At 44.0% G+C, this 21,345-nt stretch carries 15 protein-coding genes; 12 read left to right on the top strand and 3 right to left on the bottom strand.

The features are described 5' to 3' along the window. Positions 1–235 precede the first annotated feature (235 nt). The 3 genes from H8S64_RS18440 to H8S64_RS18430 are packed head-to-tail and all read left to right on the top strand — an operon-like array spanning position 236 to position 5,133. Complete coding sequence (locus H8S64_RS18440) at positions 236–1,036, top strand: hypothetical protein (protein WP_186978081.1); 801 nt, start codon at positions 236–238, stop codon at positions 1,034–1,036. A gap of 17 nt (positions 1,037–1,053) precedes the next feature. Then, positions 1,054–3,954, top strand: coding sequence for a FimB/Mfa2 family fimbrial subunit (locus H8S64_RS18435; RefSeq protein WP_186978080.1), 2,901 nt, complete (start codon positions 1,054–1,056; stop codon positions 3,952–3,954). Positions 3,955–3,993: 39 nt separating this feature from the next. Next, positions 3,994–5,133 carry a FimB/Mfa2 family fimbrial subunit gene (locus H8S64_RS18430; RefSeq protein ID WP_186978079.1) on the top strand — a complete coding sequence of 380 codons (1,140 nt, stop codon included), beginning with the start codon at positions 3,994–3,996 and terminating at the stop codon, positions 5,131–5,133. A 90-nt stretch (positions 5,134–5,223) separates the two neighbouring features. On the opposite strand, the gene H8S64_RS18425 is transcribed toward H8S64_RS18430, so the two are convergent. Beyond that, the gene (locus H8S64_RS18425; protein WP_186978078.1) at positions 5,224–5,784 is read right to left on the bottom strand and encodes a sigma-70 family RNA polymerase sigma factor; all 561 of its coding nucleotides are present in this window, start codon (positions 5,782–5,784) and stop codon (positions 5,224–5,226) included. A 135-nt stretch (positions 5,785–5,919) separates the two neighbouring features. On the opposite strand from H8S64_RS18425, the gene H8S64_RS18420 reads away from it, so the two are divergent. The 6 genes from H8S64_RS18420 (at position 5,920) to H8S64_RS18395 (ending at position 14,881) form a co-directional block, all read left to right on the top strand. Then, positions 5,920–7,068 (top strand): FecR family protein, encoded by a 1,149-nt coding sequence (locus tag H8S64_RS18420; protein ID WP_186978077.1) that lies wholly within the window; start codon positions 5,920–5,922, stop codon positions 7,066–7,068. Between the two features lie 92 nt (positions 7,069–7,160). Continuing rightward, complete coding sequence (locus H8S64_RS18415; RefSeq protein WP_186978076.1) at positions 7,161–10,445, top strand: SusC/RagA family TonB-linked outer membrane protein; 3,285 nt, start codon at positions 7,161–7,163, stop codon at positions 10,443–10,445. Between the two features lie 14 nt (positions 10,446–10,459). Next, positions 10,460–11,950 (top strand): RagB/SusD family nutrient uptake outer membrane protein, encoded by a 1,491-nt coding sequence (locus H8S64_RS18410; RefSeq protein WP_186978075.1) that lies wholly within the window; start codon positions 10,460–10,462, stop codon positions 11,948–11,950. A gap of 7 nt (positions 11,951–11,957) precedes the next feature. Continuing rightward, complete coding sequence (locus H8S64_RS18405) at positions 11,958–12,713, top strand: DUF4843 domain-containing protein (protein WP_186978074.1); 756 nt, start codon at positions 11,958–11,960, stop codon at positions 12,711–12,713. Between the two features lie 19 nt (positions 12,714–12,732). Then, positions 12,733–14,190: a PKD domain-containing protein gene (locus H8S64_RS18400; protein ID WP_186978073.1), complete on the top strand. Its 1,458-nt coding sequence runs from the start codon at positions 12,733–12,735 to the stop codon at positions 14,188–14,190. 25 nt (positions 14,191–14,215) lie between these two features. After that, positions 14,216–14,881 carry a TlpA family protein disulfide reductase gene (locus tag H8S64_RS18395; RefSeq protein ID WP_186978072.1) on the top strand — a complete coding sequence of 222 codons (666 nt, stop codon included), beginning with the start codon at positions 14,216–14,218 and terminating at the stop codon, positions 14,879–14,881. A gap of 48 nt (positions 14,882–14,929) precedes the next feature. Here the strand turns inward: H8S64_RS18395 and recR are convergent, their stop codons facing one another. Both recR and recJ read right to left on the bottom strand, forming a co-directional pair. After that, on the bottom strand, positions 14,930–15,547 hold the full coding sequence (gene recR, locus H8S64_RS18390; RefSeq protein WP_186978069.1) for a recombination mediator RecR: 618 nt from the start codon (positions 15,545–15,547) through the stop codon (positions 14,930–14,932). A gap of 2 nt (positions 15,548–15,549) precedes the next feature. Next, positions 15,550–17,271 carry a single-stranded-DNA-specific exonuclease RecJ gene (gene recJ / locus H8S64_RS18385; protein WP_186978067.1) on the bottom strand — a complete coding sequence of 574 codons (1,722 nt, stop codon included), beginning with the start codon at positions 17,269–17,271 and terminating at the stop codon, positions 15,550–15,552. Positions 17,272–17,567: 296 nt separating this feature from the next. Between recJ and lysS the strand changes: the two genes are divergently transcribed. From lysS to H8S64_RS18370, 3 genes are all read left to right on the top strand, one after another. Then, positions 17,568–19,292: a lysine--tRNA ligase gene (lysS, locus tag H8S64_RS18380; RefSeq protein WP_186978065.1), complete on the top strand. Its 1,725-nt coding sequence runs from the start codon at positions 17,568–17,570 to the stop codon at positions 19,290–19,292. 93 nt (positions 19,293–19,385) lie between these two features. Beyond that, a complete protein-coding gene (locus H8S64_RS18375; protein WP_099294037.1) occupies positions 19,386–20,390 on the top strand; it encodes an NAD(P)H-dependent glycerol-3-phosphate dehydrogenase in 1,005 nt (334 codons plus the stop codon). Positions 20,391–20,401: 11 nt separating this feature from the next. Next, a complete protein-coding gene (locus tag H8S64_RS18370; protein ID WP_255469606.1) occupies positions 20,402–21,343 on the top strand; it encodes a nucleoside recognition domain-containing protein in 942 nt (313 codons plus the stop codon). Positions 21,344–21,345 lie beyond the last annotated feature (2 nt).

Genomic DNA, 21,345 nt, shown 5'->3' with positions numbered 1-21,345 from the left:
TTTTTAAAATTCATACACAGGGAGTTGTATTTCTATTAGGCGCACTGTCTTCGGATATTATTAAGTTATCATTAATTGAACATTTTTTGATATGTTTTAAGACTGTAATCATCTGATATTTAATATATGAAACATTGTTTTGTCATTATTAAACAAAATGAATTAGTTTATTGGTTGATTGCTAAATAATTGAGATACAGATAGAATTACAAGTGTAAATTTTAATTGCGAAATTATGAGAAAAGTTCTAGTTGCAGTTTTTTGTTTATTCCTTTTCGGGGCTTGTTCCCAGAAAAGTGAAATGGAGCAAACGGAAATTCCGGAAAGAGGTTTGGAGTTGGCTGTGCGTTCCGGTGAAGGTGTGGTTCCGGAGGAAGGGATGTCTGCTTCGGTGTATGACCTTACTTATTTGAAGTCCGATGAAGTATGTGAACCGGTTTATTTTGCCGCGGGAGAACCAATAGCGTTCAGGGATTTGGATGCCGGCGAACATACGTTTTTCGTGTTGGGTAATGATAGAGAGGAACAATCAAACTATGTTGTTTTGAGAGATAAGGACAAGAAAGTGTTGTTTTTGCAATCTGATTATTATACTCTTCCCGAATTGTTTGGAGGTGTGGCTCGAGTGGACGGTGCAAATGCTTCCGAAACGGTGGTGATGAACCGTCTGGTTGGGGGACTTGTCGTGAATGTGGTGAATAAGGATGAATTTTACGCGATGCATATTTATTTCGATCGTCCTGAATTGGACGAGATTCAGATGAATGATTATACTATTATTCCCCAATGGGATTCTTATAACCTTGAGGGAGGCTACGAATGTTATTGTTTCCCGACAAAAAACGTGGTGAGCGGGACGGTTATTGTTTATGATGAGTACAAAAACGAGTCTTATTTTGATTTCAAGTCCGAGAAATGTATAGAACGCAACAAGAAGCTGGAATTGAATATCACGTTGGTGCCCGGTTCCTCGATAGCTCGTTCCGGGGATGCTGGAAATAAGGCGGTTTGTGAGGAAAAAGTATCTGATTTATAATCTAAAATGATAGCGAAATGAAAAGAATATTATATACTCTCATTGTATTGTCGACCGTGTTGTTCACGGGATGCCGGGAAGATCAGCTCGAAGGTGAAGGTCCGGGTAAAGAGGTTGCCTTGACGTTCAGCAGCAGGTCTTCTGATTTGTCGGCGGACGCGTTAAGCAAGGAAATTAGTGGTTTGCATTTATTGATTTTTAACGAGGACGGTACTTTCTCGCAACAAAAGGAATATGACGGGTTGGCTAACGTGACTCCAGTGAAATTGCCTTTGGGTACTTATACTTTTGCTTATCTTTCCAATATTGACAAACAACAGATTAGCGGGTTGGCAGAGGGTACTAAACTGGATGATGTTGTTGTCACGTTGCAAGCGGATGCTAACGGTGATATTATTTTGCCCGGTAGTATTTTCTCCGGTACGGATAAGATCACGGTGGGAGAGGATAAGACGAGCGATGCAGCTTTAAGCCGTATGGTGGGACGTCTGGATATCAACGTGAGCGGGTTGAAAGGAAGCGTGGAATTGCAAAGCGTGACTTTGTTGGGTTCCCCAAAATCCGTGAGTTTTAACGGGACTCCCAAAGACACGAAAGCACAATTGAAAGTGCCGATGAGCAAGGACGGGGAATTGATGAAAGGTCAGGCGATAGCTTTCCCGACTTGTGTCGATTCTCTGGCTCGCTTGAAATTCGTGATCGTGGAGGATGGCGAAATAAAGACTTACGTGTCTGCATTGAAAAATAAGGTGGAGGCAAACAAGATTCACACGATCAACGCGAAGGTAAATGTCGTGGGAGGTGTTTTCGACGTGGCGATTGAAATGAGCTTGGAAGAGTGGGGAGCTTCGGAGAGTGAGGATATTGCGGCAACTCAGAAAATATATCTTGATAGTTTGACCGTGAAATTCTTGGTGGAGAACGGTTCAACGGTGAATTTTAACCGGGTTCATCATCTGATGGCTGATATCGTGGATGGTAAAGGAGAGCACGTGTATTCTTTGCATGCCAATAAAGATGACTCGTACAATTCCCTTTACGTTAGCGAGGATACGCTTATCGTGAAGTGTCGTGACCGGGTGCTTGTCGGGAATTATACCTTGCAAAATATTTCATTACGGGATTCCGTGGATAATAATCTTTATGCACTGCCTGCCCCGGTGAAGAACGTGGTACTCGATACGACGGGCAACGTGGTGGTCGTGTTGCCGAAGATGCCGGATGTGTCGGTTGATGATAAGGCTGTTATGCTGGAATTGCGGGATGCGATGAGAGCGGCGGGGCTTGATGTTAGTGGTTGGAGCGGGGATAATATTAATTTGTGGTATAACGTGGAGATGAACGCGGCGGGACGTGTCGTGAGAATAGGTTATTCTCGATTAGATGATTATAGTGATAATGATTATGATCACGGGGGAGGGGTAAAGCCGACACAGGCGGCGAAAACAAATGCTAAAGCTTCAAGAAATAGTACTCCGTCTGCTTGGAGTTTGCCGGAGTCTTTCAAGAATTTGACTGAATTAAAATGTTTTAGTACCGGGGAGAGTTCTTATGGCTGCCTGACTGAAATTCCGGCATTTATTAAGGAGATGAGCAAATTGGAGGAGCTTTCTGTTTACACGTATGGCACGACTCTACCCGAATTACCTGTTAGTTTGAAATTGTTGGAAATATGTAGTGAAAGTTTAACGGCGATTCCATCACATATCGCTAATCTGGTAAATCTGCAAGTGCTTGTTTTTGAAGTACCTTATGATGATGATGGTAAAAATGAAGATATCGATCTTTCGAAATCTGCGATTTCTTCGGTTGATGTGGACTTTAGTCAACTGACTGAATTAAAATACCTGTTCATTCAAGCGGGGACTAATTGTACTTTCCCGAATGCTTTATGGGATATGACGGGAGAATCGCTTACAGGACTTGCCCTTGCCGGGTTCAGTGGTATAGAGATTCCCTCTACCGTGACACGGTGGACGTCTTTGCGGGAATTGGCTTTGGCGAACGATAATCTTACTCCTGCCAATATTCAAGCGATAAAGGATTTGAGACTGGAAGATTTGACTATATATTCTCCTGTTTTTGCACAGAACGGTTTGCCGGATTGGTTGGGACAAATGAGTACGTTGGAGTACTTGACATTGACGAATTGCGGACTCACGGCGATTCCGGACTCGTTCAACGGTCTGACGAATCTGGAAGATTTTGACTTGTCAAGGAATCCGAATCTGACAGGGAAATTGCCTTCCGTGCTGTTGGAAAGATATAATAGCGGTGCGTTGTATGTTTACGTAGAGGATTCCCCGAATTTCAGTCCGGATGGAATCACGCTTGTTATAACTCAGCAAGAAATTAACGCTTCGGGAGATGGCGGAGTGTATGACATTGATATTACATCAAATGGAGCATGGAGTTGTGAGTTGCGTGCAGATTGGGAAGGTTTCATGACCTTGATATATGGGAATGACAGTGTTTCTTACAATTATGAAACTTTAAAAGGAAATGGTAATGCCAAACTGAAAGTGAGGGTGAAACCTAACTTGTACGGGGCAGATTTTTTTAGGAGTGGAGAAGTTATTGTACGTGCCGGGCGCCACTCTACCGGAGCCGTGCGAATTAACCAAGAAGGGGCAACAGTAGAGAAACTTGAAACGAACGGTAAAGATTCGTATTCCGTGGCAGCGGGAGATTCGTTCACGTTTGAAATATTTTCAAATACGGCTTGGTTTGTTGAAACGACATGTGTTGAAGGTGAAGGGACGTTGGAAATGGAACCGTCCGGAGGCGATGGAACCGCATGGACAAAGGGAGAGCTTGTGATGCCGGAAGGCGTGTCGTCGTGTAAGATTTTAGTGAACTTGAAGTCAAAACATTCCGATTTGCAAAGAACAATAACGGTGAACGGGTATCGGAATTGATGATAAAGCGTTCTAGTAATAACCATTAAAATGTATTGAATGAAAAAGTTTATTTATATATTCATGGTATTGTCGTTGGCGCTTAATTTTTGCAGTTGCGGCGGCGGAAGTGGAGAGCCAGATCCTGACCCTGAGCCGAATCCGGACCCAACACCGGGAACGGAAACCGTGAAGGTCAGATTTACCTTGAAAAGCGGTGTCGGCAATTTGGATGATGCCGGTCTGAAAGGGATTATCTCGCATGTGCGTTTGTACGTGTTCGACCAAGCGGGAAAATTGCAGAAAAGCTACAAGTATAATTCCGTGGCGAATATTAAAGACGTGGAATTGGATAAGGGAAGCTACACGATCGCTTTCGTGGGTAATGTACCTGAGGATGCCAATATAGCGGGTGATGCCGTGGGTACGGCTCTTGCCGATATGAAGATTCAGTTGACGAGGAAGAACAATGCAGCCAATTTCACCCCGCTGGGCGACGTGCTTTTTGCCAAGAATACGTTAACCGTGGGTGACGAGGACACGAAAGCGGAGCTTACCGTGAAACGGACGCTCGCGGCAACGAAAGTCCAGATGACGGATAATTCCGGGAGAATTGCCGAGGCGGGAGTGCTTGTCCCTAACGTGGGGACAACGCTTGGTTTCGGGGATACGGAATGGAAGAATCCGGGAACAGTATTTGTGACGATGGCGAAAGGCGGTTTGGCGAGAGGGCTAGGTCGTGCCGAGGGAGATAATAATTATTCGGCAACGATGAATATCGCTGTGATAAATGAAGGCGGTAGCGCAGGAGATAATAATATCGAGTGTAATATTATCGCGAAAGATGATTCCGAGGAGATAATTTTATCCCATCTTTTCAGTCTTGCCGTGGAAACGAACCCGGATATGCAAGTTGTAATGGATATGGAAGTCAACGAGAGTACTTCCGGTGACGGGCAACTGGAGTCTACTTTGAATAAAGTGGAAACAACGGATGAAACCGGAAAGACCGAAACTTTGCCGGACGACAAGATTGAAGAGAAAAAGAATGATGTCGAACTGGAAATCTTCCCCGGTGACTGGGAAACGGGAAACTCGGAAGATATCGAGATCGGTGAGCCGGGAGGAGCTGTCCGACCGGGAGGTACGGAAGAGGATTGGGGGAAGGGAGAGAATGAAGATGTTGTGGTAGGTGATTAAATAAATGGAGAGGCAGGACGAAATTTCTGCCTCTCTTGTTTTTCTCGTGTGAGGAGAGAATACTAGAAATTGAATTTTAGATATATTGTTTTATGTGCTGACAGATAGCCAAATAAACAAGTCTTGAAGTTTTTCTTTTAGTATCTGCTTTCCTCTTTTTTTATAGGCCTTGACGGAGTCGATGGTTAGGTGGAGTTGTGTGGCGATGGATTCATTGGATTCGCCGGATAGGCTTAATTTATAGATTTCTCGAATTTTGTCGGGAAGTTCGGTGATCGCTTTTTGCATGAGGAAATAGATTTCTTCTTCGATGATAGAATCCAGAAAAAATTCCGCTTCATGTGTGCTTTCCGGATCCCGGAGATAACGTTCCTGTGCCCTTCTGCCCCGGAGGTAGTTTAGACTTCGGTTTTTAATAGATGTAAAAAGAAATGATTTTAAAGAAACGAGATCGGGGAATAATCTTTTACTGCTGTATAACTCGAAAATAACATCATTTACGATGTCTTCGGCGATTTCTTGTTCCTTGACATATCTCAAGGCGAAAGAACCTAATATCTGGTAATATTCGTCGAAGAAAAAACGATATGCTTCTTCTTCCCCGGCACAAAGCCGTTTAATCCAATCTTGTTGATTCCCTTCGTGTGTCATGTAGCGTTTGCTTGTGCGAACAAATATAGAAGATATATTTGATTGCTCCAAAATAGGACGTTTTAAAAAAAGTGTCTTTTTTTTGACACTTTTGGTTACAGGTGGTGTTCTATGAATAATTAGAAGGAAAAAAGGATGAAAAAGACGTTTGAAATAGCAAAAATTATTCATCGGTATTTACTTGGGGAAATTTCGGAAGAGGAACAGTTCCTGCTGGATGAGTGGGTGGAGCAAAGCGAACATCACCAGGAGATGTTGCGTGAGTTCCGTCGGATGGAATACTTGGATGAAAATATATTACGGCATCGCCTTTTTGATAGTAAGAAGGGATTGCGGAAATTCGAGGAGAGGAAGAGGCGGGCACTCCGGCGATTAAGATGGGTGCGGGTAGCGTCAGTTGCGGCTGTTGTTTGTTGCGTGGCGAGTGTTGCTCTTTTTTTATCACGGCGTGCTGATGAGCGGAAAGAAATTGCCCGTATCGAGGCTCCTATTGTGCCGGGTGGTTATCGTGCCGTGTTGGTGTTGGATAACGGGCAACACGTGGAGTTGTCCGATGAGGCGGCACTGAAAGTAAAAGAGAAATCTGCGGTGATTTCGGTGGAAGACAACCATATTGTTTACCCGAAAGAGGATTCTATCCAGATAGAGGCTGTTAATAGGGTTTTTACTCCGAGGGGAGGTGAATACAGTCTGGAATTGTCGGATGGGACGAACGTGTGGTTGAATGCCGACAGTGAATTGCGTTATCCGGTGAGGTTTAAAGGCGATTGCAGGGAGGTTGAAATCACCGGGGAAGCGTATTTCGAGGTGGCGAAAAATGCAGACAGACCATTTGTAGTGTATGCTGACGGGATGAAAATACGCGTGTTGGGTACTTCTTTTAATGTTCGGGCGTATGAAAATGAGAAGCGGCAGACGACCTTGATTGAAGGAAGCGTGGAAGTCGCATACGGCAGCCAACAAGTGAAGATTGTTCCCGGGCAACAAGTGATGTTGAGTGAAAATCGCTTGGTGGTGCGGGAGGTGAATACTTGGATTGATACGGGATGGAAGAATGGGCTTTTTGTTTTTGAAGAACAACCGTTGACTGAGGTGTTCCGGGAATTGGAACGGTGGTATGACGTGCATATTTTTATCGCGAACGAGGAGATCAAGCGATTGAAATTCACGAGTGATTTCCCGCGATACGAGGATATTGACCGGGTGTTGCGTATTATCGAGTTGGCGGCTTGTGTTAAATGTGAGGTGAGGGAGCGGACGATTGTTGTACGTGCGGATAATTGACGGAATATGTTGTAATGTATGAATAGGGAAGTGTTTGCGGCACTTCCCCGGGGATAGGATATACCTATAATTAAAAATTAATGTACGAAGTTATGAAAAAAAATGATGCTAATGACATTGGACGCTGTTTTCGCGTCATGAAAAAGTTGTTTTTCTCTATTTTTCTCGTAAGTTCCTTTGTTTTTCACGGGTACGCGCAAGAACGTGATGCGCGAGTAACCTTGGATGTAAAGGAGGTAGCCTTGCAGCAGGTGTTTAAGGAGATCACGAAACAAACGGGATTCAAGTTCGTGTATAGCAGTACGTTGTTTTCCGGGGGAACAAAAGTAACTGTAAATGTGAAAAATGAAACTCTGGAAAAAACTCTGGAACTTTGCTTGAAAGGTACGAATCTGGGATTTAAGATTGAAGAAAAACAAGTGATTATTTCACCTAAACTGCGGGAAGAACATGACTTGAACGTGAAGGTGTACACCGGAACAGTTTCCGATATGAACGGAGAAGTATTACCCGGAGTGACCGTGGTGCTGAAGGGAACTAACCAAGGTGTCTCGACAAATGCAAGTGGATATTTCGAGATTGCCCTTCCGGAAGGACGTGATAACACGCTTGTTTTTTCTTTTATCGGGATGAAAACCGTGGAGGTCAAACTCAAGGAGCAGAAAAACTTGAGAGTAATGCTGGAAGAGGATGTAAAACAGGTGGATGAGGTTGTTGTTAATGGTTTGTTCACGCAAAACAAGAATAGTTACACGGGATCGGTCACGTCGATTAAGGGTGAAGATTTATTGCAAGTTTCTCAAACGAATATTTTTCAGGCATTGGCAATTTTAACTCCCGGTTTGAGAATCGTGGAGGATAATAAACAAGGTTCTAACCCGAACCATATTCCGGAGATCATTATTCGGGGTACTACTTCCCTTGCCACTCAAGGGGAATTAGGATTGAACCGTCCTTTGATTGTGCTGGATGGCGTGGAAATTACTATGGAACAATTGTACGATATTGATGTTTTCGAGATAGACCGTGTCGATGTGTTGAAAGATGCTTCTGCCACGGCGATGTATGGTGATCGAGCGGCGAACGGAGTCATCGTGGTACAACGGAAGCGGGTGACGGATAGTAAATTGCGCTTGCGCTATAATTTTGTCCCGAACGTGCAGTTTCCTGATGTGTCTTCTTTTAATTTGTGTAATGCAGAGCAAAAATTGGAGTTGGAACGTCTGTATGGCAGGTATGAGAGTGCTAATGGATCATTAGATGAGGAATATAATCGGAAATATCAAATCGTGCGATCAGGTGTGAACACGGATTGGGCATCCAAGCCTTTACGAAATTCATGGTCTTTCGATCACTCGCTCTCGATGACCGGACGAGGGGGAGGACTTGATTATGGCGTTTCTTTGCGTTACGGGGATACCCGGGGCGTTATGAAAGGAGATTTCCGTCAGAGATATGGTGTGAATTTTTATTTTTCATATATATTAGCTCAAAAGTTGAATCTGAGTTTCCGTTCCGATTGGTCGGAGACAGATTCAAAGGACTCACCTTACGGTTCTTTTGCCGATTTCGTGAAGATTAATCCTTATGATACTCCTAAGGATAAAGAAGGAAACTGGAATGTAAAAGTATCTTATAATGATCGGAATCCTTTGTATGATGCCTCGACGAATAGCTTTAGTAAAAGTTCTTCCAAGAGTTTTCAAAATTCGTTAAGTGCTCGTTGGGATATTATCAAGAACTTCTATGCGACGGGGAGTTTCACTTACACGGTGAATGATTCACAACGTGATAAATACGATTCTCCGGAGTCGTCAACATGGAGTGGCATTACCGATAAATTACTGAAGGGAAGTTATTCTATTGACGGGGGAAAAGGGTATTCATGGGCTGTTAATTACGCGGTGAATTATAGTAAGGCGTTTGGTAAAGACGGGGCTACGATGCTAAGTTTGCATGGTGGAGGAAACACGACTAAAAGTAAAAGTTCAGGTTTTTCATTTGCCGGTCTTGGTTTTTTGAAACCGGAGTTCAACGATATGAGTTACGCTAATGCTTATAAGGAGACTCGACCGTCGAGTTCGGAGAGTGTCAGCACATCGGTTGGTTGGTATGCAAACTTGAATTTTATCTATGATAATCGTTATTTCGTGGATGGATCTTTCCGGAGTTCGGGCGGATCGAATTACGGTACGGATCACCTTTTTTCTCCTTACTGGAGTTGTGGGATCGGGTGGAACGGGCAGAACGAGGCTTTTTTGAAAGATTCGTGGGTTAGTCTGCTTCGCATGAGGGCAAGTGTCGGTTATGTCGGGAGTGGGAATTTCGGGGGAGTAAAACCGGTCACTATTTATCAATATAAGCCCAATACTATATATTATATGGGTTTAGGTACAGTTCCGATTTCCATGGGAAATGACCAATTGAAATCCCAACGTACTTTATCTTTAAACGGTGGATTTTCTTTATCCCTTTTGGAAGGACGATTTGATGTCACCGTGGATTATTATAAACAGATATCAAAAGATTTGTTAATATCTGTTTCGTTGCCTCCTTCTTCTGGAATAGGGAGTGTTATGGCGAATTTGGGCGAGGGAGTCAACCGGGGAGTAGAGTGGTCTGTGTCCGGGCAGCTCATAAAGAAATCGGATATGTACTGGCGGATCACGGTGAATGGACATGACACGCAGAATAAGATCAAAAAGATCAGCAGTAGTTTAAAACGTCAGAGTGAAGCAAACCGGGATGATGTTTCGTTGGAAGCTCCCAAACTCCAGATGGAGGAGGGAGAGTCGCAGGATGCTATTTATGCCGTGCGTTCCAAGGGTATTGACCCCGCGACAGGACAAGAGATATTTATCAAAAAAGATGGCACGTACACGTTTGTGTTTGATGCACGGGATAAAGTAGCGGTAGGATGCACGGTTCCCAAACTGGAAGGAAGTATAAGTACGTCTTTCGGGTGGAGAGGGGTTTCCGTGAGTGCGGCATTCTCGTATACGTGGGGGGGAGATATTTATAATGAAACTCGGGCGGCAAAAATTGAAAATATCAATATCAAGAAAAATGTAGATCGTCGTGCTCTCACGAAACGTTGGAAAGAAGCGGGAGATGTGGTGGATTATATAAAAATTAGCAGGGATTACGGTTATCACCATTCGCAACGTTTCGTGGAAAGGAAGAACGAGTTGTTTTTATCTTCATTAAGTTTTAGCTATGATATAAATCCGCAGTGGGTGAAGAAAATCGGGTTAAAGAAATTGATGGTCGGCGTGACATTTTCCGACGTGTTGCGTTTGTCCACGGTGAAGTTCGAGAGAGGAACCGATTATCCTTACATGAGGGGATTTAATTTCAGGATAAGTCCAACATTCTAAAAAATATGCAAGTTATGAGAGTATATGTATTACTATTAGGTTTGATCATCGGAATGTGGTCATGTGAAGACTTCTTGACGATACGTCCGAAATCGGATATCACGGAAGAGGATTTGTTTGCCAAACCGGACGGGGTGGAGGATGCGTTAAACGGCGTGTATGCCCAATTGGGACTTACCGATTTATACGGGCAGAATATGACGTGGGGGATCGTTGATATGCCGACACAGTATTTTAAATTGAACGGAGAGCAGGGGGAGAACCGTTACCAGACCGGTCGGTTTATACATGACGGTTCGAGTGCACGGGCTACATACGAGACGATGTGGACAAAAATGTACCAAGCTATCGGTTACACGAATAATATAATCAATGCTTTGCTAAAAAAAGATGAAAGTTCGATGAAATATTATTCCATTTACTTAGGAGAAGCTTTGGGAATTCGGGCGTTTTTACATTTTGATTTGATCCGTCTGTTTGCCCCGCACGTGGAACGACAACCGGATGCCCGGGGAATTCCTTATGTTCGTCAATGGGTTTCTAAGGTGACTCCTTTTAGCACGGTTCAGGAAATATATGTATCTGTATTAAAGGAATTGAAAGAGTCGGAACGATTGTTGCTCAAAGGGCAAGAGAATATGGATGAGGGAAACGATTTCACGAACACGCCGCAGATTCATTTTAACCTTTATGCAGCCCAAGCTACATTAGCACGGGTGTACTGGATGAAAGGAGATTTGGATAGTGCCTGCATTTACGCTCGTAAAGTGATCGAGAGCGGGAAGTTTGAATTGGTGGAACCGATCGAGGTACAGAATATGGTGGCACAAGTGATTAACAAGAAAGAGTGTATATGGGGTATTTTTAATTCCGAGTTGAGCGAAACTTACGGGAAGAGTTTTTACGGGATAGGAAGTATTGCAGGAGGGGGGATAACAACGGATCTAACTTTATACCCGAATGCAGTCTGGACAGATAGGGAAAATCTTTACCCAACCGGGGGAAGTTATGGAAACGAAATGCGTGTGGGGTGGATCCGGAACAAGTTGGGTTCTTCGGACAGGAAGAGTTATTTTATGAAATTACTTATAGAAGATAATATGGAAGCGAGTAAACCGGATTATGGAAAGGGAAATATTGCCGGGGTTAATTTGATTCGTTTGCCGGAAATGTATTTGATTGCGGCAGAAGCGTTGTTGGAAAAAGAACCGGAGGTGGCTTTGGAGTATTTCGACACGTTTATCATGAGTCGGGGATTGTTTAAGTTTAAGGATCAGGGAAAGGTCTTGACTTTACTGGATATTGACAAGGAGCGGAAAAAAGAGTTCTATGGTGAGGGGCAGGAATTTTATAACATGAAACGGCAGATGCGGGATGTTATTCTCTCAGCCTCTACTTGGCAGAAGTTGACGGGAAACGAAGAGATGTACACCCTGCTGATACCTGATTCGGAATTTGAATACAGGTATAATGATAATGAAGAGAATAATATAGACCAAAATTGATGAGATTATGAAATTTGGATTAAATAAAACAAATTCTACCGGCTGGTGGGTTCTCGCGAGCCTGGTGTTATGCTGTGCCTGTCATCATGATTATTTGTCATACAACGTGAATCAGAAGGATGGTGTGTACATGGAATTACGCGATTCGTTTCTGTTCAAGTTCTATAAAAGAGATTCGATTGTTACGGATATATCACTTCGCGTGTTGGGTTTCCCGCGTGATTATGACCGGGAAATCAATATCGAATTGATTGATACCTTGACGACGGCGGAAGAAGGTATTCATTACCGGTTTGGCGATAAGGTCGTCTTGAAAGCGGGAGAGATAAAGACTTACGTGCCGTTGATTTTTTACCGGAAAAAGGATCCCGATTTTCGTGGTAAACAGGTTGCCGTGGGTATTCGTTTAAAAGAAAATAAAGATTTCCAGTTAGTACCGGGGATAGGAGATCGCCCTTTCCGGGCAATGATTGCAGGTGAGATCATAGATAGACCCGGGTGGTGGAATGATGCTTATCTTGGTCCGTTTTCTGAAGTGTTGTACAATGCATTTATGGATCAATTTGATAGTCTTGAAACGACGAATCCTGCTATCCACAAGACGATTTTTGATTATACCCTGTATTGGGGGGATGCTATTAATTCTCCGAAAGTATGGACGATGTATGAATACCCGATGGTTAAGTTTATCGTGCATCCTTTGTTTGATTATTATCAAAAGAATCCGCATCCGGAGGTAAATATTCCAACACCGAAATATTAATCATCAAATTGTAAATACTATGAAAAAGTTAGTTGTAATTATGATACTATTGTCTGTATTTCCGGGAGTATGGCAAGCTTGTATTGATGACGAGTCGGTCGGTTATGTTCGGGAGTTGTCGATAATTAATATTGAATCGGAGGAGGATATGTTTTACGCGAATTTTGGGGAGGAACTCACGATCGAGGCAGACATTAGCCAGACGGGCGAGGGAAATATTAGCTACGAGTGGGCATGGGGAGAATTGGGTAGTGATGGCAGTGTGAGAGATTCCTTGAGAGTGATATCCACGGAACCCGTGTTGCATTATGCTTTTAGAAAATTGGGACAGTTTAAAGTCCGGTTGAAAGCGACAAACGAGGACGGGAGTAGTTTCTGTTATTTCGTAGTTTATGTTCGTGCAGCTTATGAAAAGGGATTGCTGGTGTTGAGTAAGGATGAGAAAAATTTGGGAAGGACATCTTTTTTGCGAGTAAAAGAACCGGGCGAAATTGTGACAGGAAATGAAGAAGAGTTCGTTCTGCATGCTTGTGAAGGAGTGAATCCGGGTATCGAGTTAGATGACCCGCGGGATATCATGATCACGGGGGGAAGTAATAGTGCAATGATGATATTGTCGGATGGAGGAAGTGTCATTTATCGTTATGATAAGAAATCTTTTGAGTATTTAAATTCAATTCTGGTAGATAAAGATATTCCGGGACTCAGATTGGAGAAGATTTGTGGAAATAATTCCGGGGCTTCGTATGGATGGGGACAAGACGGGTATACTTGGGTTATTGATTATCTTATGGGGATTGTTATGCCAGACGATAGTTTTTCCCCGGAGGAGAAATTTGATAAACTTTATTACCATGCAAATGGTAATAATGTTTTCTTCGTGAATTTTGAGGAATCATATATAAATCACGCCAAGGGAAACATGTGGCCTAGTTCTCGATTCACGAGCGAGGATCATTTTAAAGGGAGATATATTGTAAACCTGATGGGGGACGAAAGTGATCAATTAAATGTGATAACGACTGATTCTCAAGATGCACAATCCGTAACCATCACTTCATACACAACGATGAACGGATCTGGCGGTCTCCCGTGGGCTCCCGTCTGGACGGGAGGATTCCGGAACCCTAAAGATACCACTTATCATGCGGATAAGCCCTTGACCTTGACCCGGGAAACGGAAATGTTGACCAATGGTGATTTCCGAGTAACGTTATATACTAGAGGTAATGAATTGTACCAGTGGATTTATAGTGGTAAAACGTTACCTGACACGCCACTTTTGGCATTGGACGGGGAGATTACTTGTATGGCGTTGAGTCCGAATAAGAAACACGTGTATCTGGGGATATGGAATCCTTCGGCAAAAGAAGAGTTGAAAGGAAGTATTTATATTCTGGATATGAAAACGAGTCAGATTGTTAAGCAATACCGTGGTGTTGCGGATAAGCCTATGAAGATTATGTATAAAGATTGAATAAATGATGTAAAAATGTAGAATTATGAAAAGAGTTTTAGTGTTGGTAATTAGCTTGTTGTTAGGTGCGCAAGTTTCCACGTTTGCGCAAGAAGTGAAAAAAGATACGCTAACGGAGGAACAAAAAGCGTATTTCGAGGAACATAAATTGGAAATCGCAAGAAGGATTTCGAATGCGTTCGCGGGATTTCAGGAGTTAGGGGTTAGTGATTCAAAAAAAGAGAAGCAAAGAGCGGATTCTATCCGGAAAGTCGTGGAGACAAAGTATAAACCGGGAGCCCCTTCTGCCGATTTTAAGTTTAAGGATGTCAACGGGAAGGTTGTTTCGTTGAAAGATTTGCGGGGAAAGTACGTGTATATCGACGTGTGGGCAACGTGGTGCGGTCCTTGTTGTGCGGAAATTCCTTTTCTACAAAAACTGGAAGAAAAGATGCACGGGAAGAATATGACCTTCGTGAGTATTTCTTGGGATCGAAACCGAAATGATTGGGTGAAAGCGTTGGAAAAAAAGGAATTGGATGGAATACAGTTACATTTTGGTGGAGATGATACCTTCTTTAAGGAATATGGCATCGAATTTATTCCTCGCTTTATTCTGTTGGATAAGAAGGGGAAGGTGGTCAACGCTTACATGACCCGCCCGTCTGATCCGAAAACGGAGGAGATGTTCAAGACGTTGAGGGGACTGTGATAATTAATAAGGAATCGGGATTTAAGAGTCCCGATTCTTAATTATAGTTTACCCGTTCAGCTCAAACCTTACCCGGTTCACGATGGAACGCCCCAAGGTGAGTTCGTCGGTGTATTCGAGGTCATTGCCGACGGCGATGCCTTTGGCGAGAGTGCTGACGAGTAATTCGTCTTTACGGGGTAGTTTCTTGAAGATGTAGTAACCCGTGGTGTCGCCTTCGATGGTGGCACGGAGGGCAAAGATGATTTCTTTCACGGGGGTGTTGGCTACCCGTTCCAGCAGGCTCGTGATGTTGAGGTCGGAGGGACCGATGCCGTCCATGGGCGAGATGATGCCGCCGAGGACGTGGTAGAGTCCGCGATATTGTCCGGTGGCTTCGAGGGACATGATGTCCTTGATGTTTTCCACGACACAGATGGTCTGTGCATCCCGTTTGGGGTCGGAACAAATTTCGCACATGTCTTCGTCGGAGATATTGTGGCATTGACGACATTCTCGGATGGATTCTTTCAAGGCAGTGATGCTATCTGTGAATTGCTTTACTTCCTCGGGGCTTTGCCGGAGCATGTGCAGCACGTAGCGCAAGGCGGTTTTGCGTCCTATTCCCGGGAGGGAAGCAAATTGTTCTACTGCTTTTTCCAGTAATTTGGACGATAAAGATTGCATGTTTACTCCTCTTCTTTGAATTTTATATCACGGATCATCATTTGTATGTCACTCCTGCCCATGAATTCATTTTCTTGCAGGGTATAGCATATATCAAAGTATTCACCTTTGCTGATGCGGGAGAAATCTTCCCCCATGCCGAAGGCGATACCGCTCCGGTCGTTGCATAAGCGGGTGTCGTCAACAACCACTAACTTGAGGTGTTCATTGTTTCTGCCCACTTGTTTCGAGCCGATGAAGTTTGTTACATTGTCGGTCATGAATACCGGAATCGTGTTGTTGGGACCGAATGGGGCGAATTTTTGAATCATCGTGTAGAGTTCCGCCGTGATATCGTTCAGTTTAATTTGCACGTCGATGTTGATTTGAGGCGTCAACATCTCTTCGGTAATGGTTTCGCTCACGATTTTTTGGAATTTGGCTTTAAAAGGCTCAATGTTTTCCAGTTTCAGAGTCAAACCTGCCGCGTATTTGTGTCCGCCGTAATTTTCCAGATACTCGCTGCATTGCGAGATGGCGTAGTACAAGTCAAATCCTTCCACGGAACGGGCGGAGCCTGTTGCCAGACCGTTTGATTCGGTCAGGATGACTGTCGGACGATAGTAGTATTCCGTCAACCGGGAAGCCACGATGCCGATGACACCTTTGTGCCAGTTCGGGTTGTAAAGTACGGTAGCTTTTTGGGTTTGATCGTAGTGGGATTGGTTGATGTATTCGAGGGCTTCTTCGGTGATGTCGTGGTCGAGTTTTTTGCGTTGGTCGTTGAAGTTATTGATGCTTCCTGCAACTTCCGCCGCTTTCTTCTCGTCATCGGCAATCAGCAGTTCCACGGATTTGTTCCCCGATTCTACCCGACCTGCCGCGTTGATTTTCGGTCCTATACGGAACACGATGTCGTTCACGGTTAGGTCTTTGTCAATACCGGAGAATTTTAATATGGTTTTCAGCCCAAGACTGGGATTCTGGTTCAATTGCAACAGTCCGAAATAAGCAAGAATACGATTCTCTCCCGTGATCGGCACTATATCGCTGGCTATGCTGACACAAACCAGATCGAGCAACTTGTACAAGTCGGACATGGGGAGGTTGTGTCTGAGGCTGTATGCCTGTGCTAGTTTGAAACTGACACCGCAACCGCTTAGCCAGCGGTAGGGGTAATTACAATCTTTCCGTTGCGGATCGAGGACTGCCACGGCATCGGGAAGTTCATCTCCCGGCGTGTGGTGGTCACAGATGATAACATCTACGCCTTTTGATTTGGCATAACGTACCTTTTCAACAGCCTTAACCCCGCAGTCGGTGACGATCATCAGTGATATGCCGTTCTCTGCCGCATAATCAATGGCACGAATGGAAACCCCGTATCCTTCCGTGTAACGGTCCGGGATGTAATATTCCGGATTCTCGCATTTGTTCTTGAGATACTTGTAAAGTAAGGCTACAGCTGTTGTCCCGTCCACGTCGTAATCGCCATAGATCATGATCTTTTCTTCGTTGCCAATGGCTCTCTCCAATCGGGTGACCGCTTTATCCATATCCTTCATCAGGAATGGATCGTGCAGCATGTTAAGGGTTGGGTTGAAGAAAGCATGAGCCTCTTCTGCAGTATTCACACCCCGTTGAAGTAACAGGTTTGCAATGACGTAACTGCAGTCAAGATCTTTGGATAATGCGTCTATTTTTGCCCACTCGGGTGGGGTATTGATAACCCATCTTTTCTTCATTATTTACTTTCTCCTATTCAACTTACAAAGAAGCGGAATTTCCTCGGGATTTCAAAAGAATACCGATTATATTTTTTAACAGGTTGTGACGATGGGGGATTATGCGTTTGTATTTCAATTGGGTAGAGTTTGAAAAGTTCATAAAGTTTATAAGGTTTATAAAGTTCATAAAGTAACGGACGTACTTCGGACAGGGGCTTAAACCTTATAAACTTTATAAACCTTATGAACTTTATAAACTTTAATTATTATCTTTGCAGTTCAAAAGTAAATATAACCCTTAAAAGTATATAAGAATGAGTCTTGCAGAATTAAGCGAACAGGAAATTATTCGCCGGAACTCTTTGAACGAGTTGAAGAATTTGGGAATTAATGCCTATCCGGCACCGGAATTTAAAGTAACTCACCTTTCTAAAGAGATTCTTGATAAATTTGAAAAATCACCGGAGGAATTGCAGGAAGTTGTGATTGCCGGGCGAATGATGAGTCGACGCATCATGGGTAAGGCTTCATTTTTTGAATTACAAGACGCCGAGGGTAGGATTCAAGTCTACGTGAGTCGGGATGATGTGAGTCGGGATGAAGCTTGCACGATGTATAACACGGTATTCAAAAAGTTGATGGATATCGGGGATATCGTTGGAGTGAAAGGGTTCGCGTTCCGCACGAATATGGGAGAGATTTCCGTGCATGCGAAAGAGCTGGTGATGTTGTCCAAGTCCTTGCGTCCGCTTCCGATCGTGAAAGAGAAAGACGGGAAGGTTTTTGATGCTTTTACCGATCCGGAATTACGTTATCGTCAACGTTATTTGGATTTAATCGTGAACCCGCAGGTGAAGGATGTTTTTATCAAGCGGACGAAGATGATCAACGCTATCCGGCAGTTCTACACGGAAATGGGATGTCTGGAGGTGGAAACTCCCGTGTTACAAGCGATACCGGGCGGTGCTTCAGCACGTCCTTTTATCACGCATCATAATGCATTGGATATCCCGTTTTATTTGAGAATCGCCAACGAGTTGTACTTGAAACGTCTGATCGTGGGGGGATTTAACGGCGTGTTCGAGTTTTCGCGGAATTTCCGGAATGAAGGTATGGACCGTACACATAACCCGGAATTTACTTGTATGGAGGTGTACGTGCCTTATAAGGATTATTTATGGATGATGGATTCCACGGAGCGCATGATTGAAGCTGCCGCTATTGCCGTGAACGGAACTACAAAAGCCGTTTTCGGGGAGAATGAAGTGGATTTCAAACCACCTTTCAAGCGGGTGAAGATGTCCGAGGCAATCATGGAATATACCGGGTTTGATATTACCGGCAAGAGCGAGGACGAGATACGTGAGTTTTGTTTGTCTATCGGTTTAAAGGTAGACGAAACCATGGGGAAAGGAAAATTGATTGACGAGATATTCGGGGAGAAGTGCGAAGGGCATTATATCCAACCGACGTTTATTTATGACTATCCGGTAGAGATGTCCCCGTTGACTAAAATGCATCGTAATGATCCGGGATTGACGGAACGTTTCGAGTTGTTCGTGAACGGGAAAGAGGTGGCTAATGCTTATTCCGAGTTGAATGACCCGATCGACCAGTTGAATCGGTTCAAGGATCAGTTGGCTCTTCAAGAGAGAGGGGACGACGAGGCGATGTTCATCGATTATGATTTCGTGCGTGCGCTAGAATACGGGATGCCGCCGACTTCCGGCATGGGTATCGGTATCGACCGTTTGTGCATGTTCTTGACCAATAGCCTGTCTATCCAAGATGTGTTGCTTTTCCCGCAGATGAAGCCGGAAAAGGTGGTCGTGAACGATCCGGACGAGAAGTTTATCGAGTTGGGTATTCCTGCCGACTGGGTACAAGTGGTGCGCAAGGCCGGATTCCAGACCGTAGAGGCTTTGAAAACGGTGGAAAATCCGAACAAGTTGCATCAAGAGTTGAGCGGCTTGAACAAGAAGATGAAATTAGGATTGAAGACTTTGTCGCAGGACGAAGTAAAGGATTGGTTCAAATAAGTTCATAAAGTTTATAAGGTTCATAAGGTCTATAAAGTTTTTTTTTAACCTTATGAACTTTATGAACTTTAAAAACTTTATAAACTATATGATATGGAAATAGTGGATAAACCGCGGATTGGTGTTGTGGGCGGAGGTAGTTGGGCTACTGCGATCGCGAAAATGCTGACAGAAAATAACGGGCATATCAATTGGTTCATGCGAAATATTGAATCGATTAAAGCCTTTAAAGTATTAAAACACAACCCGAGATATTTGTGTGAAGCCGAATTCGACTTGGACAAGATTACCTTCACGGATGATTTGGATAAATTGGTAATGAATTCCGATGTGATCGTGTTTGCCATCCCTAGTGCATTCGTGAAAAATGTCGTTACTACCAGATTGCACCTTCCGTTGAAAGATAAGGTGGTCGTTTCGGCTATTAAAGGGTTGATCCCGGAAGAGAATCTGACTATCGGGGAGTTTCTGCATCAACAATACGAGGTGCCCTTGGAACAGATTGTGATTATATCCGGGCCTTGCCACTCAGAGGAGATTGCCTTGGAGCGTTTGTCATATCTCACTTTTGCCAGTCAAGATTTGAAAGTTGCCCGTGCTGTGGCGCAATTGTTCGAGTGCTTTTACGTGAAGACCACGATATCCGATGATATTTACGGGACGGAGTACGGAGCCGTGTTGAAGAACGTGTTTGCTATCGCGGCGGGTATTTGTCACGGTTTACGTTACGGGGATAATTTTCAAGCCGTGTTGATATCCAATGCTATTCAGGAGATGGAACGTTTCGTGAACACGGTACATCCCATGCAGCGGGACATTAAGTTTTCGGCTTATCTGGGGGATTTACTCGTGACATCCTATTCGCAGTTTAGCCGGAACCGGACGTTCGGAACGATGATCGGGAAGGGCTATTCCGTGAAATCGGCTCAAATGGAGATGTTAATGATTGCCGAGGGATATTTCGGCGTGAAAGGTATTCACGAGATTAACGAAGAATTCAAGGTGCATATGCCGATCACCAATGCCGTGTATAACATTCTCTACGAGCGTATCAGTCCCACGATGGAGATCCGTTTGCTGACAGATGAACTGAGATAATTTTCAATTGTATGAGGTTTTGGAAGTGTGTACGAAAGGCCGTGCCCGTGGCAATGAAGACGTCGATGTGGTTTTTGAAAATCATGTTGCCGGTTTCTTTGTTCGTGACGTTGCTCTCGTATTTTAATATCCTGCCTTATATATCTTCTTTCGCGGCTCCCCTGTTCACGTTGATCGGATTGCCGGGAGATGCGGCTTTGGTTTTTGTGACCAGTATATTCACGAATATATACACGGTGATAGCGTTGCTTGCCACGTTGGATTTTTCCGTGAGGGAAAGCCTTATTATGGCGACCATGTGCCTGATCTCGCACAACTTTATCGTGGAAACCTTGGTGTTGCAGAAAACGGGATCTTCGGCAAGGGGAATGATATTCCTTCGCGTAGCGGGAAGTTTCGTGGCGGCTATCGTGTTAAATTGGATATTGCCGGAGATGGGCGGTAAGATGATGGCGGAAACGGCAGTCGCGATGAACTTGGGTGATACTTTAATCCATTGGTTGGAGAGTAGTTTGATGTTGTGCGTGAAGATCGTGTTGATGATTACCGGGTTGATGATATTGCAGCGGGTTTTGGAGGAATTTGGGGTGTTGAAGATTCTTTCCTCGATGTTATCGCCGTTGATGCGGGTGTTCGGGTTAAAACCGGATGTGGCATTCCTGTGGCTCGTGGGTAACACGGTTGGTCTGGCTTACGGTTCGGCAATTATGCTGGAATACGCCAAAGAAGGAAAACTGGCACATCAGGAAGCGGATTTGTTGAATTACCATTTGGCGATTTCCCATTCGCAACTGGAAGACCCTTTGTTGTTTATGGTGATGGGGTTGCCTATAGGCTGGCTGATATTTCCCCGTGTCGTGTTGGCGATAATCGTGGTGTGGATTAGGCGGGGGATTTATGGTTTGCGGGCACACGCACATCCGGTCGTAAAAGTAGAAAACGTTAGTATATAAAT

Origin of the sequence: Butyricimonas hominis, from assembly GCF_014287455.1 — a bacterium.
Lineage (GTDB): Bacteria > Bacteroidota > Bacteroidia > Bacteroidales > Marinifilaceae > Butyricimonas > Butyricimonas muris.
Note: the sequence above shows the minus strand (reverse complement) of the source record. Positions and strands in the feature narration are given on the sequence as shown.

Excerpts from the sequence above, each read along its gene's own strand:
- H8S64_RS18440 (WP_186978081.1), top strand. The coding sequence starts at position 236 with ATGAGAAAAGTTCTAGTTGCAGTTTTTTGTTTATTCCTTTTCGGGGCT.
- H8S64_RS18435 (WP_186978080.1), top strand. The coding sequence starts at position 1,054 with ATGAAAAGAATATTATATACTCTCATTGTATTGTCGACCGTGTTGTTC.
- H8S64_RS18430 (WP_186978079.1), top strand. The coding sequence starts at position 3,994 with ATGAAAAAGTTTATTTATATATTCATGGTATTGTCGTTGGCGCTTAAT.
- H8S64_RS18425 (WP_186978078.1), bottom strand. The coding sequence starts at position 5,784 with ATGACACACGAAGGGAATCAACAAGATTGGATTAAACGGCTTTGTGCC.
- H8S64_RS18420 (WP_186978077.1), top strand. The coding sequence starts at position 5,920 with ATGAAAAAGACGTTTGAAATAGCAAAAATTATTCATCGGTATTTACTT.
- H8S64_RS18415 (WP_186978076.1), top strand. The coding sequence starts at position 7,161 with ATGAAAAAAAATGATGCTAATGACATTGGACGCTGTTTTCGCGTCATG.
- H8S64_RS18410 (WP_186978075.1), top strand. The coding sequence starts at position 10,460 with ATGAGAGTATATGTATTACTATTAGGTTTGATCATCGGAATGTGGTCA.
- H8S64_RS18405 (WP_186978074.1), top strand. The coding sequence starts at position 11,958 with ATGAAATTTGGATTAAATAAAACAAATTCTACCGGCTGGTGGGTTCTC.
- H8S64_RS18400 (WP_186978073.1), top strand. The coding sequence starts at position 12,733 with ATGAAAAAGTTAGTTGTAATTATGATACTATTGTCTGTATTTCCGGGA.
- H8S64_RS18395 (WP_186978072.1), top strand. The coding sequence starts at position 14,216 with ATGAAAAGAGTTTTAGTGTTGGTAATTAGCTTGTTGTTAGGTGCGCAA.
- recR (WP_186978069.1), bottom strand. The coding sequence starts at position 15,547 with ATGCAATCTTTATCGTCCAAATTACTGGAAAAAGCAGTAGAACAATTT.
- recJ (WP_186978067.1), bottom strand. The coding sequence starts at position 17,271 with ATGAAGAAAAGATGGGTTATCAATACCCCACCCGAGTGGGCAAAAATA.
- lysS (WP_186978065.1), top strand. The coding sequence starts at position 17,568 with ATGAGTCTTGCAGAATTAAGCGAACAGGAAATTATTCGCCGGAACTCT.
- H8S64_RS18375 (WP_099294037.1), top strand. The coding sequence starts at position 19,386 with ATGGAAATAGTGGATAAACCGCGGATTGGTGTTGTGGGCGGAGGTAGT.
- H8S64_RS18370 (WP_255469606.1), top strand. The coding sequence starts at position 20,402 with ATGAGGTTTTGGAAGTGTGTACGAAAGGCCGTGCCCGTGGCAATGAAG.